The sequence below is a fragment of the Microbacterium endophyticum genome (assembly GCF_011047135.1).
GTDB lineage: Bacteria > Actinomycetota > Actinomycetes > Actinomycetales > Microbacteriaceae > Microbacterium > Microbacterium endophyticum.
This window is the reverse complement of sequence record NZ_CP049255.1, coordinates 2,576,766-2,591,014: the sequence shown is the minus strand read 5'-3', so window position 1 is coordinate 2,591,014 and position 14,249 is coordinate 2,576,766. Positions and strand designations below refer to the sequence as shown.

At 61.1% G+C, this 14,249-nt stretch carries 17 protein-coding genes; 5 read left to right on the top strand and 12 right to left on the bottom strand.

The genetic code is table 11. From position 1 onward, the window contains the following. Positions 1-375 carry a twin-arginine translocase TatA/TatE family subunit gene (locus G6N83_RS12095; protein ID WP_165142389.1) on the bottom strand — a complete coding sequence of 125 codons (375 nt, stop codon included), beginning with the start codon at positions 373-375 and terminating at the stop codon, positions 1-3. Between the two features lie 72 nt (positions 376-447). On the opposite strand from G6N83_RS12095, the gene G6N83_RS12090 reads away from it, so the two are divergent. After that, positions 448-1,089 (top strand): O-methyltransferase, encoded by a 642-nt coding sequence (locus tag G6N83_RS12090; RefSeq protein ID WP_165142387.1) that lies wholly within the window; start codon positions 448-450, stop codon positions 1,087-1,089. Between the two features lie 75 nt (positions 1,090-1,164). On the opposite strand, the gene G6N83_RS12085 is transcribed toward G6N83_RS12090, so the two are convergent. From G6N83_RS12085 to dapE, 3 genes are all read right to left on the bottom strand, one after another. Continuing rightward, positions 1,165-1,338, bottom strand: coding sequence for a DUF3117 domain-containing protein (locus G6N83_RS12085; RefSeq protein WP_163620836.1), 174 nt, complete (start codon positions 1,336-1,338; stop codon positions 1,165-1,167). An 83-nt stretch (positions 1,339-1,421) separates the two neighbouring features. Continuing rightward, on the bottom strand, positions 1,422-2,651 hold the full coding sequence (locus G6N83_RS12080) for a hypothetical protein (protein ID WP_241246207.1): 1,230 nt from the start codon (positions 2,649-2,651) through the stop codon (positions 1,422-1,424). Further along, positions 2,633-3,709 (bottom strand): succinyl-diaminopimelate desuccinylase, encoded by a 1,077-nt coding sequence (gene dapE, locus G6N83_RS12075; RefSeq protein WP_165142385.1) that lies wholly within the window; start codon positions 3,707-3,709, stop codon positions 2,633-2,635. The genes G6N83_RS12080 and dapE overlap by 19 nt, the downstream gene beginning before the upstream one ends. 39 nt (positions 3,710-3,748) lie before the next feature. Here dapE and dapD point away from each other — a divergent pair, with 39 nt between their 5' ends. Both dapD and ppk2 read left to right on the top strand, forming a co-directional pair. Beyond that, complete coding sequence (gene dapD, locus G6N83_RS12070) at positions 3,749-4,705, top strand: 2,3,4,5-tetrahydropyridine-2,6-dicarboxylate N-succinyltransferase (protein WP_165142383.1); 957 nt, start codon at positions 3,749-3,751, stop codon at positions 4,703-4,705. A gap of 30 nt (positions 4,706-4,735) precedes the next feature. After that, entirely contained in the window at positions 4,736-5,551 is an 816-nt protein-coding gene (gene ppk2, locus G6N83_RS12065; protein ID WP_183408397.1) for a polyphosphate kinase 2, read from the top strand. Here the strand turns inward: ppk2 and G6N83_RS12060 are convergent. From G6N83_RS12060 to G6N83_RS12035, 6 genes are all read right to left on the bottom strand, one after another. Continuing rightward, positions 5,548-6,843 carry a citrate synthase gene (locus G6N83_RS12060; protein WP_165142381.1) on the bottom strand — a complete coding sequence of 432 codons (1,296 nt, stop codon included), beginning with the start codon at positions 6,841-6,843 and terminating at the stop codon, positions 5,548-5,550. The two genes, ppk2 and G6N83_RS12060, sit on opposite strands and share 4 nt — an antisense overlap. Before the next feature lie 171 nt (positions 6,844-7,014). Next, positions 7,015-8,121: a succinyldiaminopimelate transaminase gene (gene dapC, locus G6N83_RS12055; protein ID WP_165142379.1), complete on the bottom strand. Its 1,107-nt coding sequence runs from the start codon at positions 8,119-8,121 to the stop codon at positions 7,015-7,017. Between the two features lie 14 nt (positions 8,122-8,135). Continuing rightward, entirely contained in the window at positions 8,136-8,456 is a 321-nt protein-coding gene (fdxA, locus tag G6N83_RS12050) for a ferredoxin (protein ID WP_165142377.1), read from the bottom strand. A gap of 9 nt (positions 8,457-8,465) precedes the next feature. Next, on the bottom strand, positions 8,466-8,831 hold the full coding sequence (locus G6N83_RS12045; RefSeq protein WP_165142375.1) for a histidinol dehydrogenase: 366 nt from the start codon (positions 8,829-8,831) through the stop codon (positions 8,466-8,468). Positions 8,832-8,865: 34 nt separating this feature from the next. After that, a complete protein-coding gene (locus tag G6N83_RS12040) occupies positions 8,866-9,180 on the bottom strand; it encodes an AzlD domain-containing protein (RefSeq protein WP_165142373.1) in 315 nt (104 codons plus the stop codon). After that, the gene (locus G6N83_RS12035) at positions 9,177-9,899 is read right to left on the bottom strand and encodes an AzlC family ABC transporter permease (protein WP_165142371.1); all 723 of its coding nucleotides are present in this window, start codon (positions 9,897-9,899) and stop codon (positions 9,177-9,179) included. The genes G6N83_RS12040 and G6N83_RS12035 overlap by 4 nt, the downstream gene beginning before the upstream one ends. Before the next feature lie 115 nt (positions 9,900-10,014). On the opposite strand from G6N83_RS12035, the gene G6N83_RS12030 reads away from it, so the two are divergent. Both G6N83_RS12030 and G6N83_RS12025 read left to right on the top strand, forming a co-directional pair. Beyond that, positions 10,015-10,563, top strand: a complete 549-nt coding sequence (locus G6N83_RS12030; RefSeq protein WP_206535814.1) for a helix-turn-helix domain-containing protein — start codon at positions 10,015-10,017, stop codon at positions 10,561-10,563. Between the two features lie 30 nt (positions 10,564-10,593). Next, positions 10,594-11,715, top strand: coding sequence for a serine hydrolase domain-containing protein (locus G6N83_RS12025; RefSeq protein ID WP_165142369.1), 1,122 nt, complete (start codon positions 10,594-10,596; stop codon positions 11,713-11,715). A gap of 3 nt (positions 11,716-11,718) precedes the next feature. Here the strand turns inward: G6N83_RS12025 and typA are convergent, their stop codons facing one another. Both typA and G6N83_RS12015 read right to left on the bottom strand, forming a co-directional pair. Further along, positions 11,719-13,632: a translational GTPase TypA gene (gene typA, locus G6N83_RS12020; RefSeq protein WP_165142367.1), complete on the bottom strand. Its 1,914-nt coding sequence runs from the start codon at positions 13,630-13,632 to the stop codon at positions 11,719-11,721. 93 nt (positions 13,633-13,725) lie between these two features. Then, positions 13,726-14,244 (bottom strand): PH domain-containing protein, encoded by a 519-nt coding sequence (locus tag G6N83_RS12015; RefSeq protein ID WP_241246205.1) that lies wholly within the window; start codon positions 14,242-14,244, stop codon positions 13,726-13,728. Positions 14,245-14,249: the final 5 nt, after the last annotated feature.

The following is a 14,249-nucleotide window of genomic DNA, read 5'->3' as shown; positions in this document are numbered from 1 at the left end:
TTAGGTCGCCTCGTCGTCGTAGGGAAAATCACCATCGACGTTACGGGTGGTCTCCGGCCCCGACTCAGGATCAGAGAGGATCGCGGCAGCTGAGACAGCTTTCACCGTCGCCGTTGGCGGATCATCCAGCAGTGCCTCGCGAATGATCCGGCGCGGGTCGTACTGACGGGGATCGAGTTTGCGCCAGTCGACATCGTCGAAGTCCGCACCCATCTCGTCTCGCACCCTGGTCTTCGCTCCCCGCAGATAGTCACGCGCTTGGCCGATGAGGCGAGCAGCACCTTCGGCATATCGGGGAAGGCGATCTGGGCCAATGATCAGTCCAGCTATCACGGCAATCACCAAGAGCTTTTCGAAGGTGAGGCCGAAGATCATGACTTCAGATTACCGCCGCGCCTGCCGCGTTCGGTCATTGTGGCCGCGTACTCTGAATGCGGAGGTCTCCACATGGGTGAACACACAGCGAACGCACGCTTCGCCGACGAGGTCTCGGTCGAACCGGACTACATCTCGCGCGCACGCGCGCACGCGCTTGAACTCGGAGCCGCGCCTGTGAGCGCGGCAGTAGGCTCGCAGATCTCGGTCATCGCAGCAGCGTCGAACGCACTCAACATCGTTGAAATCGGCACGGGGGCTGGCGTATCCGGCTTGTGGCTCATGCGCGGAGCTCCGCGAGCGACTCTCACGACGATCGACAGCGAACCTGAGCACCTCGGTGCTGCCCGGCAAGCGTTCATCGACGCCAAGATCCCGCCCGCGCGTGCCCGTTTCATCACGGGACGTGCGTCGAGCGTGTTGCCACGAATGAATGAGGCGTCGTACGACGTCGTGCTGGTTGACGCTGACGCGGATGCCGTCATCGAATACGTCGAGCATGGACTTCGCCTGGTGCGCCCGGGCGGCACGGTACTCGTTCCTCGCGTACTCGCTGGGGGCGGAGTGTCAGACCCGGTGCGCCGAGACCCGACGACCGTCGCTTACCGCTCGCTGATTCAAGAAACGCAGTCATCCGCCGCCGTCATCGGCGCGCTATCGATCGTGGGCGAAGGACTCCTCCAGCTCACGACACTCCGAGACTATTCGTCCTAGCGCCGAAAATTCCGCGCCGGTATATACGAGACGGTCGGTCCCGAATGGGACCGACCGTCGATTTCGCCGTAAGGATCAGGCTGCGTTTACGACTCCGCTAAGAACGTCGTAAAGCTCCTTCGCTTCCGCGTCGTTGACGGAGACGACGAGACGTCCGCCACCCTCAAGCGGTACGCGAACGATGATAAGGCGCCCTTCCTTCACGGCCTCCATCGGCCCGTCTCCGGTTCTCGGCTTCATGGCTGCCATCGTGGCTCCCTTTCCTCACATGTCTTACCAATGAGTTTACCGTGATGGATCGCACAGCGGATAACTCACGCACCGCAACGCACTCAAGGAATTTGCCAATAGGTGTTGCCGAGCGCATACATGTTGTATATCCACCACCACTGCCCCGCCAGCGCCACCACGAGGACACTGACACGCCATGCCGTCCGTTTCGGCACAGCGACCGCAGCCCACAGCGGTGAGAGCGGTACGAGAAGACGAAAGATACTCGACTGAGGAAAGAAAACCGCGAGCAGGTAGAGCAGGTAGCTTGCCGCCCAGAGTCGAATCTCCATGCCGGTGCGTCGCACAGCGCGGTGAAAGATCAGTAGCGCTCCCAACGCAACGATTCCAAGGCCGAGAACAATCAATCCGATGAGCGCGGAACTCCCCCAGGAAACGAACCAGAATTCAGCGCCCTGAACGAAGCCCTCGAACGGGACGAAGCCCGCGCTGTCACCAGTGAGCCAATTGCGGCGCCACGCCAGTTCAGTCGCAAGATAGGCCGCAGGATCACCGGTGGCGACAGCCGCGATAACCTGCCATGCGAATCCGACGCCGACCGCGAGAGCACCAAGAGCGAGGATGTGGGTGACCTCTCGACCACGAAGCGGGTCTTCCTGACGCCGCATCCATCGCCAGATTCCGAACAGGCCAAGGAACAGCGCGAACGCGAGCACAGCCGGTCGAGTGAATCCCATGAGCGGAACAACGACATACAGCCATCCATAGCGCCGCTGCGAAATCAGCAGGAGCGCAAGAAAAAGCCAGAGCATGAACAACGACTCCGCATATCCCACTTGGAAGAGCGCAGCGAGCGGGCCCGAAACGAAAAAAATCACAGCCCACATGGCTGCCGACGCACCGACGCGCGGTGTCCAAAGTCGATACAGCACGACAGCGGAGAGATACCCAGCAACTAACGAGATGACGACCGCGCCGGCGATCCACGAACCTAAAGCTGCGCCGAGGGCAGCTGCAAGATACGCGTAGATGGGCATGAAGGCCCATTGGTTCTCCGCGACCTGCCCACTACTTGTCAGAGGAAGATCCGCGGGGTATCCGCTGACGGCGGTGAGCCAATACCACTGCGCATCCCAGCCGACGGCAAGATCTGCGACGGTGGGATTTACACCGAATCGCGACCCCGGTCCCGACATCGCGGAGGCGAGAACGAAGAAACCCGTCGTTACCGCGCGCGCGGCCAGATAGAAGACGCCGATACGCAGCCACGGCGATAGTGCTCCCCACCGTTCCCGCAGGCGCCGAGGTTCGCTTAGGACTTGCTCAGCCACGCGCGTAGGCCCCGCTCGACACTTTCGATCTGAGAGAGCGGCACCTGCTCGTTGTCGTGATGTGCGAGGTGCGGGTCACCCGGACCGTAGTTGACGGCAGGCACACCGAGAGCTGAAAAACGTGCGACATCGGTCCAGCCATACTTGGGCCGCGGCTCACCTCCAACAGCTGCGATGAACTCCTTTGCGAGTGGCGCGTCGAGACCGGGCCGCGCCCCGTCAGCGACATCGATCACTTCGAGATCGAAACCTGCGAAGACATCGCGCATGTGGCTCTCTGCCTCGTCGGAATTCTTGTTGGGAGCAAAGCGATAGTTCACTTCGACTTCGCACGCGTCAGGAATGACGTTTCCTGCAATACCGCCGGCGATACGCACCGCATTGAGGCCTTCGCGATATTCGAGGCCGTCGACCGCGACGGTTTTCGGGCGGTACTCCGACAACCGCATCAGAATTGGCGCGACTTTGTGGATGGCGTTTTCCCCGATCCACGCGCGGGCGCTGTGTGCCCGAACGCCAGAGGTACGCACAATAGCGCGAATGTTGCCGTTGCAGCCGCCTTCAATGTCGCCGTTAGACGGCTCACCGAGGATTGCGAAATCTCCGGCGAAAAGGTCGGGACGAGTCTTCGCCAGACGGGTTAGCCCATTGAGGTGCGCAGCGACCTCTTCGTGGTCATACCACATCCAGGTGATGTCCACTCGGGGGTCGACGAGCTCAGCAGCGAGCTTCAGCTGCACAGCAACGCCCGCCTTCATGTCGACAGTGCCTCGACCCCAGAGCATGGGTTCACCGTCAACATCGATGACGCGCGTCGGCAGATTGTTGTTGATCGGCACTGTGTCGATGTGCCCCGCGATGACCACGCGCTGCGCCTTGCCAGTGTCTGTTCGCGCGACGATCGTGTCGCCGTCTCGATAAAGGTCAAGGTGAGCGAGGCTGCTGATCGCGTCAGTGATCGCGTCAGCAAGAGTGCGCTCGTCGTCAGAAACACTCGGAATATCGCAGATGGCTCGAGTGAGCTCGATCGACGACGTGGACAGATCAAGCGAAGGCATGCGCCGATTCTACCGATGCTGATTCGATAGCCTGATGAGATGAGCAACGAACGATGGATCTGGGCGCAAGGCTTATCGACGACGGCAGAGAACGGGACTGTTCTCGATGCCTGGTTTCCTCACGTCCACGAGGGACAAGCCCCGTCCGCGTCGAACCTCCCGGAACTCCCGTCCGAGCTTTCAGCGCTTGCCACTCCCGATCCTCGCAGGTCAGTGACCGTCGAGGTCGTCGTCGTCGAGATCGATTTGGATGCCGCGCCCGCGTCTACTCACGATGCGTACCTGCGCCTTCACGCCCTTTCGCACCGCATCGCGGCGCCGAACACCCTCAACCTCGATGGACTCTTCGGCGTGCTTCCGAACGTAGCGTGGACGACGGCCGGACCGGTACATCCCGACGACCTCACTCGCCTTCGCCCCGCGCTGATGCGCGCGGGAATCCAGGTCCAGAGCATTGACAAATTCCCGCGCCTGCTCGACTACGTCACGCCTGATGGCGTGCGCATCGCAGACGCATCGCGAGTGCGGTTGGGAGCTCATCTTGCTCCCGGCACAACCGTCATGCACGAGGGCTTTGTGAACTTCAACGCCGGGACTCTCGGCGCATCCATGGTTGAGGGCCGCATCTCACAGGGTGTCGTGGTCGGCGACGGCAGCGACATCGGCGGCGGTGCGTCAATCATGGGTACGCTCTCGGGCGGCGGAAACCACAGAGTCTCCATCGGAGCACGCACGCTGCTCGGCGCAAACGCTGGCATCGGCATTTCGCTCGGAGATGACTGCATCGTCGAGGCAGGGCTCTACGTCACAGCGGGCTCCAAAATTGTGCTCGCAGACGAACCTGTGCAAGCGGATGGCGCCCGCCCGGTCGTGAAAGGCGCAGCACTATCGGGGAGCAACGGCATCCTCATCCGGCGAAACTCGCTCACCGGCGCCATCGAAGCGGTCAAGCGCGGCGGTGTCGGGGTCACGCTGAATGCGGCACTCCACGCGTAGAGTTCTCTCACCTCGAGTGAAGGAGCCCTGATGCCTACGCGTGTGCCCAAGAAGCCGTACGAGCGGGAGCTGAAGAAGCTGCAGGCACAGCTCGTAGACATGCAAGCCTGGGTCCAAGAAACCGGCGCTCGAGTAGTCGTCATCTTCGAAGGCCGCGATGCCGCTGGCAAAGGCTCGACGATCAACCGAGTTTCCGCGTATCTCAATCCCCGCGTGACCCGAATAGTTGCACTTCCATCACCGACTCCGCGACAGAAGAGCGAGTGGTACTTCCAGCGCTACATCGCGCATCTACCCGCGGCCGGCGAGATCGTGCTGATGGACCGGTCTTGGTACAACCGCGCTGGCGTTGAGCGCGTCATGGGATATTGCACGCAAGAGGAATACACCAGGTTCTTGCGTCAAGCACCGATTTTTGAGCGGATGCTGGTAGAAGACGGCATCCTGCTCCTGAAGTACTGGTTCAGCGTGTCCGATGTGGAGCAGGAGCGCCGCTTTCGAGATCGCGCGGACGATCCGATGCGCCGTTGGAAGCTCAGCCCGAATGACGTGGCGTCCATCACCGAATGGGAAAGCTATTCGCTTGCCAAAGACGCGATGCTCATCCATACCGACATTCCCGAGGCTCCCTGGTTCGAAGTCGACAATGAAGACAAGCGACGTGGCCGCCTGAATATGATTTCGCATCTGCTCAATCAGGTGCCGTGGACCGTCATCGAGCGGGAAGTCGTCAAAATTCCGTCGCGCCCGCAGTCGCAAGGCTACGAGCGACCGCCGCGCGAGAACATCGTGACGGTCCCCGACTACGCGTCAGAAGTAATAGGGAAGAAAAAGAAAAAAGACTAGACGCCCGGATAGTCCCGCTGCGGCGATCCGGTGTAGAGCTGCTGGGGGCGACCGATCTTGGTCTGCGGATCTGTTTGCATCTCACGCCAGTGCGCGAGCCAGCCGGGAAGTCGACCGATCGCGAACAGCACTGTGAACATGCGGGTGGGAAAGCCCATCGCCTTGTAAATCACGCCGGTGTAGAAATCGACGTTGGGATAAAGCCGACGTTCCTTGAAGTAGTCGTCATTCAGCGCAATATCTTCTAGCTCTTTCGCGAGATCGAGCAGCGGATCCTTGACTCCCAGCTCGCGCAAAACCTCATCAGCGGATTCCTTCACGAGACGTGCGCGCGGATCATAATTCTTGTAGACGCGGTGACCGAAGCCCATCAGCTTTACGCCGTCTTCTTTGTTCTTCACCCGCTCGACAAAACGCTGCACCGATTCTCCCGAGTCTCGAATGCGTCCGAGCATGTCGAGTACAGCCTCGTTCGCACCACCGTGCAGCGGACCGTACAGCGCGTTGATGCCTGCAGAAATCGAGGAGAACTGGTTCGCGCCCGTCGATCCAACCAGACGCACCGTCGATGTCGACGCATTCTGCTCGTGGTCCTCGTGCAAGATAAGCAATCGCTCGAGCGCACGAGACATGACCGGGTTGATTTCATAGAGCTCGCTGAGAACTCCGAAGTTGAGCTTCAAAAAGTTGTCGACGAAGCTCATCGAGTTATCGGGGTACAAAAATGCCTGACCGACACTCTTCTTGTGGGCATACGCAGCAATGACGGGGAGCTTCGCGAGCATCCGAATCGTGTTGAGTTCAACGTGCTCAGGGTTCGATGGATCCGATTCGCCCTCGTAATACGTCGACAGCGCAGCGGTTGCGGCCGAAAGCACCGACATCGGGTGCGCCGTCGGTGGCAGCGAGGAGAAGAAACGCTTGAGATCCTCGTGCAAAAGAGTGTGGCGACGAATCTTGTTATCGAACTCGGCAAGCTCGCTCTCAGAAGGCAGCTCACCGTAAATCAACAACCATGCGACCTCGAGATAGCTGGAGTGGGTCGCGAGCTGCTCGATGGGGTAGCCCCGGTAGCGGAGGATGCCCTCATCACCATCGATGTAGGTGATGGCTGACTTCGTTGCGGACGTGTTGACGAATCCGTAGTCGAGAGCGGTATGGCCGGTTTGACGCGTGAAGGTCGAGATGTCGATGCTGGGGGCACCATCGGTGCCAAGTAAAACCGGGAACTCTGCAGAACGCTCCCCCACATTCAGTGTGGCCTTGTTCTGGTGCGTGTCCGCGTCGCTCACGGCGCCTCCTTGCGATTTCTGGTCGGCGAGGGTCGTTGGGTGAGTCACCGATTGATGACCCCCGGGAGTCTCGAACAGTCCGCCGTGACTTCCGTCCAATACAGCCTAGTGCGCGTCTGAGGCTATGCCGACAACGTCCAAAGGATGACGTAATCCGCGAGAGGTCTGCGACTAAAGACCCGCAAGACGTGTAGCAGCTGCCCTGATTCTTTCGTCTGTCGCCGTCAGCGAAAAACGCACGTGCTGCGAGAAGTCGCCGCCATAGAAGTGGCCTGGTCCGGCCAGGATGCCGAGACGTGAAAGCGTCGCGAGGCTGTCCCAGGCGTCTTTGCCCTCCGTCGCCCACAGATAAAGCCCTGCTTCACTTCTGTCGACGCGGAACCCGGCTGACTCGATCGCGGGCTTCAGCAGCGCGCGTCGCGCGCGATAACGCTCCTTTTGCAGAGCCACATGGTCATCGTCGCCAAGAGCAACAGTCATGGCGGCCTGCACAGGTGCGGGTGGCATCAAGCCGAGGTGTTTGCGTGCGGTTAAAAGCTTGGAGATGAGAACTTCATCCCCGGCGATGAACGCGGCCCGATAACCGGCCAGGTTCGATTGTTTGCTGAGCGAGTACACCGAAAGCAGCCCGGTGAAACTGCCCTGCGCGACTCGCGCATCAAGTACCGATGGGATGGGGTCGACATCCCAAGGAGCATCCCACCCCAACTCGGCATAGCATTCGTCGCTCGCGAGCACGGCGCCAAGAGACTCGGCACGTTCTTTCGCCCCACGAAGCGCAGTAGCATCCCAGACGTAACCGTCAGGATTTCCGGGCGAGTTGATCCAGACGAGTCGAGTAGCTTCCGGCCATTCGGCCGGATCATCCGAAGCGAGCGGTGTAGCTCCTACGAGCCGTGCACCCACCTCATATGTCGGGTAAGCGGCACGCGGATGGACGACGACGTCGCCGGGGCCCAGCCCAAGCAGCAAAGGAAGCAACGCGACGAGCTCTTTGGATCCGACCGTGGGCAGCACGTTATTCCGACTGAGCCCCTCGACAGCACGCCGGCGCGAATACCACTGGGTTATTGCATCGCGCAGATCCGCCGTTCCCATTGTCTGCGGGTACGCGTGCGCATCGGTCGCGGCGGCCAGCGACGTCGCGATGACCTCAGGTGTCGGATCGACCGGGGAACCGATCGACAAATCGACGATGCCGTCCGGGTGGGAGCGGGCTGTCGCTGCGTAGGGAGCGACAGCATCCCAGGGGTATTCCGCGAGGTCTGCAACGCCCATAATCGACGCTCGACTCAGTGCGCTTGGGGCGGGAGCGCGGCGATGAACGGGTGGTCGCTCGCGATCACACCGACCTTCGCGGCACCACCGGGAGAGCCGATGTCGTCGAAGAACTCGACGTTCGCTTTGTAGTAGTCCTGCCACTCGTCGGGAAGATCGTCTTCGTAGTAGATCGCTTCTACCGGACAGGCGGGTTCACACGCACCACAGTCGACGCATTCGTCGGGGTGAATGTATAGCGAACGCTCCCCCTCATAAATGCAGTCGACGGGGCACTCGTCGATGCAGGCACGATCCTTCACATCGACGCACGGAAGGGCGATCACATACGTCATGGTTCCAGTCTAAGCGTCCTCAGCCCTCGGGCTGCGAAGGTCGGGCCATGCGACAACTATCGCGACGATGAGAGGTACCGCGACTGTCCACACAACTCCGAGTGTGGATGCCTCGACAACTACAGAACCACCGGGCCCGCTCCCCGAGAGCACCAGTGTGATCACAACCATCCCCACGCCCGCAGCAAGCGTTGACCAGCGGTCTTCGGAAAGAAGGCGAATCGCGGCAAGAACCGCGGCGCACGCGATCATCGAGATAGCGAGTCCCAACGGAATACCCCACAGCATGTATGCCTGCGATATCGTCCCAGCCGCGCCATAAGCAGCTCCCACGATAAGGCTGATGACCCACGCGCTAATTCGTCCGACATTCACGATCTCATCGTACGGCGTGATGTTTTGAAGAAACCTATGCGGCGAGCCCGATCGCACGCAGCACGGCGGCAACCGATGCCGCAGCAATGACGACCACGACGAACGGTGCGCGCAGCCACAGCAGGATTCCCGCTGCGAAGAGTGCGGGGATCCTGGCATCTACAACCAGTTCTTGGCCCGAGGCAAACGTCTGTACCGCCACAAGGGCCCCGAGAAGGGCCACAGTCAGTAGTTCCGCGATTCGCGCCGGGCGCGGAGCTGAGAGCAACGACGGCGGCACGAGATAACCGAGTGTCTTCAGCAGCACACAGGCGATTGATGCCAGGAGCACCGCTGTCCACGCCGTCACGGGTTCGCCTCGCCTTCGACCGGCTCGGGCTGCTGTGGCTGCAGCCAGTTGAACCAGCCGACCACGATCGCTACGAGTGCTGCCACAATCACCGGAACCCCTGGCATCGATACCGGCGTCATTATGGTCGCAACGACAGCCGCCGCCGCCGCGACAGCGACTGTTTGGCGACTACGGAGCCTTGGCCACAGCAGCGCGAGAAATGCTGCAGCAGCAGCCGCGTCGAGCCCGTACTTGCTGACGTCACCGAGCACATCGCCCGCAAGTGCCCCCGCAAGGGTAGTGATGTTCCAACCCGCATAGATGGCGATGCCTGTCGCCCAGAAGCCGATCGTTCGCCCGCGTGGAGTCGACTGGGCGAGAGCCACGGCCGTTGATTCGTCGATAGTCAGTTGTGCGGCTGCAAGCCTTCGCCAAAAGCCGCCGCCGACGACCGGGGACATGCGGATGCCATATGCCACGTTTCGCACCCCGAGGAGCGCCGCCGAAGCGATCGCGGACGGCGCCGCAGCGAGGCCCCCGGCGCCAATCACGCCGATGAACGCGAACTGCGAACCGCCCGTGAACATCAAGAGGCTCAGCACGCAGGTTTGCCAGACGTCCAGCCCCGAGGCAACCGCGAGCGCACCGAATGAGACGCCGTACGCGCTCGAAGCGAGCGCGACCGACCACGCTTGGCGCCACGGGCGCTGCGACTCATTCGTCTCACTGCGGGTCACACGCACCACCTCGAACGTGAACCGTGGCCATCTTTCGTAACACCCGCATGATGACCATCTTGGGCATCGAGATCTCGGCTGTCAAACTGAACGATTGTTTGCCATACTGAACAGTATGAACAACCTCGGGCAGAAGATAGCGCGCGCCGTGAAGCGTGAGCGCGAGGCCGCTGGCCTTTCGGTCTCGGAACTTGCTCGCCGCTCGGGCGTATCGAAGGCAACCGTCTCGCAGCTGGAGAGTAGCGGCGGAAACCCCAGCGTGGAAACGCTTTGGGCACTCGCCACAGCGCTGGGACTACCGTTTGCCGCCCTGATAGAAGAGCACTCGTCAGCGCCAACTCTCGTTCGACGCGCTGCGTCGTCGGGAATCCACTCCTCGGAGGCTACGTACACAGCAACGCTACTGGCGGTCAGTCCCCCGCAGACACGACGAGATGTCTATGTGATCAATGCTGAGCCGGGCCCGGCACGCCGTTCCGAACCTCACCCGCGGGGCACGACCGAGCATGTCGTGATGATCGCGGGCGAGGCGCGCGTGGGCCCGATAGTCGCTCCATACACCCTTGCGACGGGAGATTACCTCTCCTACCCCGGCGACGAGCCGCACATCTTCGAAGCGCTCAGCCCCGGGACATCTGCGGTCTTGATCTCCGAGATGCGATGACACGAAAAGGATCTCTTCTAGGCTGGCGGCATGCGAACGCGACGTTTGATATTGGCAGCAATACTCACGGGGCTTGCCGTGCTCGTCACCGCCTGCAGCACCGGGCAGGCAAACAACGCACCTGATGCGTCGAGCGAGGAAGGTGTGAGAGAGGAGACTGCCAGCCGCTTCGCAGAGCTCCTCAACGAGAACGGTGTACCAGGAGGCGTGCTGGTCGTGCGCCAAGGTGGGACTGAGCAGGCCTATCCCGTCGGTGTGGCTAATGAATCCGGTGCGGCAGTCACCGATGACACACTCTTCGCATACCGCAGTGTGACCAAATCCTTCGTGGTCACCGCACTGCTGCAACTCGCTGACGAAGGAGTTGTCGATCTCGACGCACCCTCGACGTCGCAATTCGACGGCATGAATCCGGCTGTGACGCCGAGGCAGTTAGCCGTCATGCGTTCCGGAGTGCCGAACTACTCAGCGCAACCCGAGCTTCTCTCTCTCATACAAGAAAACCCCGAACGCCGTTGGGACGACAGCGAACTTCTGAGTCTCGTGGCGGGTGTACCAGAGAGCTTCGCGCCGGGTACTTCGTACCAGTACTCCAACACGAACACGGTTTTGATCGGTCAGATTATTGAGGCCGCAACCGGAAGCGCCTGGAGTCAGGTCGTCAAGGATCGCATTCTGACGCCTCTGGGACTCGACAGCGTCGTCTATCCCGACAACGACACGAGCATTACGAACATAGCCTCGCCCTACGCAGTTGACTCAGATGGCGCAGAGGCCCTGCCGGTCGTGCAAGCGAGTGCATTCAGCGCAGCGGGCGGACTGTACGGAACTGCATCCGATCTCGCGGCCTGGGCCGAGGCCCTCGGAACCGGAAGCGTCCTCAGCGCCGCTGTGCAGCAAGAACGTCTTGAATCTTTTTCATCCACGTCCGCAGACGAAGCCAGCCCGTACTACGAAGAGTACGGGCTGGGTATCGGCAAAATCGGTGACTGGGTGGGGCACACCGGCAACGGTCTCGGCTACCAGTCACTCGCGATGTACAACACCACAACAGGTATGTCGATTGCGATCTGCCTGAACGCGAGCGGTGAGGACGGCGACCTCCCAGCGCACATCCTCGAAGCCCTCGAGGATGACATCACTACGCAATAAGCGTCAGGCGTTTGCGTCCTGGCGCTTGAGACGGGAAGCCGAGCGCCCACGCTCAGTAGCGTCAAGCACTACTTTGCGAATACGCACCATCTCAGGGGTGACCTCGACGCACTCGTCTTCGCGAGCGAATTCGAGGCTCTCCTCGAGCGAAAGCTGGCGTGGTGGCGTCATCGACTCGAAGGTGTCGGAGCTCGCGGCACGCATGTTCGTGAGCTTCTTTTCTTTCGTGATGTTGACGTCCATGTCATCGCTACGCGAGTTCTCGCCGATGACCATGCCCTCATAAACCTCTTGAGTGGGCTGGACGAAGAAGCTCATACGCTCCTGCAGAGCGATGATGGCGAACGGCGTTACCACACCGGTGCGGTCGGCGACGATCGAGCCGTTCTGACGCGTCGAGATGTGACCAGCCCAGGGCTCATAGCCGTGCGAGATGGCGTTCGCGATTCCGGTGCCACGGGTTGTCGTCAGGAACTCGGTGCGGAAACCGATGAGACCGCGTGAAGGAACGATGAACTCCATACGAACCCAGCCGGTGCCGTGGTTCGTCATGTTATCCATGCGGCCCTTACGCACAGCGAGAAGCTGCGTGATGGCGCCCAAATATTCTTCGGGAGCATCGATCGTCAAGTGCTCGAAAGGTTCGTACGTTTTTCCGTCGACCTTCTTGGTCACAACCTGAGGCTTCCCGACAGTGAGCTCGAAGCCTTCGCGACGCATGTTCTCGACGAGGATAGCGAGAGCGAGTTCACCGCGACCCTGAACTTCCCAGGCATCCGGGCGTCCGATGTCGACGACCTTGAGTGAGACGTTACCGATGAGCTCGCGGTCGAGACGCTCCTTCACCATGCGCGCGGTCAGCTTGTGGCCACGGACCTTACCGACCAGCGGTGAAGTGTTGGTGCCGATCGTCATCGAGATCGCGGGGTCGTCAACCGTGATTGCCTTCAGCGGACGAACATCCTCGGGGTCAGCGATCGTTTCACCGATCGTGATTTCTTCAAAGCCTGCGATGGCAACGATGTCGCCGGGGCCCGCACTCTCGGCGGGGTAGCGCTCAAGCGCACGCGTCTTGAAAAGCTCGGTGATGCGTGCATTGCTCACGGTGCCGTCTGCGCGCACCCACGCGACTGTCTGGCCCTTTTTGAGCGTGCCGTTGAAAACGCGCAGAAGAGCAAGGCGGCCAAGGAACGGCGAAGAGTCGAGGTTCGTGACCCATGCCTGGAGCGGAGCCTCGTCGTCGTAGGCCGGCGCGGGAACGTGCTCGAGAATCGCTTCGAAGAGCGGCTCGAGATCTGCATTGTCGGGCAGTGAGCCGTCAGCGGGACGGTTGTGGGATGCAGCCCCCGCACGACCAGACGCGTAGACGACGGGAACGTCGAGAAGTGCGTCGACATCGAGATCGGGAACATCATCCTGAAGGTCAGAGGCAAGACCGAGCAGAAGGTCGTGGCTCTCTTCTTCGACCTCGGCGATACGCGCGTCGGGGCGGTCCGTCTTGTTCACGAGCAGGATGACGGGGAGCTTCGATTCAAGTGCCTTGCGCAGCACGAAGCGCGTCTGAGGCAGCGGGCCTTCAGATGCGTCGACGAGAAGCACAACGCCGTCAACCATCGACAGTCCACGCTCGACTTCGCCACCGAAATCAGCGTGACCGGGAGTGTCAATCACGTTGATCGTGACGGGGCCGTCGGTGGCATGGATGCCGGAGTACGTAATCGCAGTGTTCTTGGCGAGGATCGTGATGCCTTTTTCGCGCTCAAGGTCATTCGAGTCCATTGCGCGGTCATCGACGTGCGCGTGTTCACCGAACGACCCTGTCTGCCGAAGCATGGCATCGACGAGAGTCGTCTTGCCGTGGTCAACGTGCGCAACAATTGCGACGTTACGAAGGTCCGAACGGAGGGCGTGCGCCATGAAAGAAGTCCTTGAAAGCTGAGGTGGGCCGGGATTCCGGCATCTCTATCGTACCGCAGGGTTCCGCGGTGTTCTCAGGTGGGTGTTTTTCGGTTAAGCGGGTGAGCCAGCGACCAGGATTGCGATGGCGGCCCACACCAGAATTACCGCCAGCGCGACAATTGCCGGCACGTCCCAGGAGCGGGATTTTTGTGGAGCGTCAGCCAGGTCGTCGGCTCGGCGCCAGAATTCCCTAACGACCTCGGCGTCTCGCTCTCCGCGGCCACCGCCCCGCGTGCGTGCGATAGCGCCCACGGCGGGGCCACCCATACCCGTGATTTTCGACCCGTCGGTGAGAACGAACTCGAGCTGCCAGCGCAAGACGACGTCGGTCACGTCCCGCCACGGAATCCACGTCCGTCGCAGAAAGTTCTGCACACTCACCCCTGATGTATCCACCCGGATGTGGGATGCAAACGATGCAACGTATGCACCCCACACCATCAGCAGAAGCCATGGGGCAAGCAGCAGGAGATCAGCGATGCCGGCGCGCACTCCCGCATCGATCAGAAGGGCGGCCGCGATAAGCGCGACGACGGCAAGCATCACCGCGCTGGACGCCGGCCGGAGCACCCGTG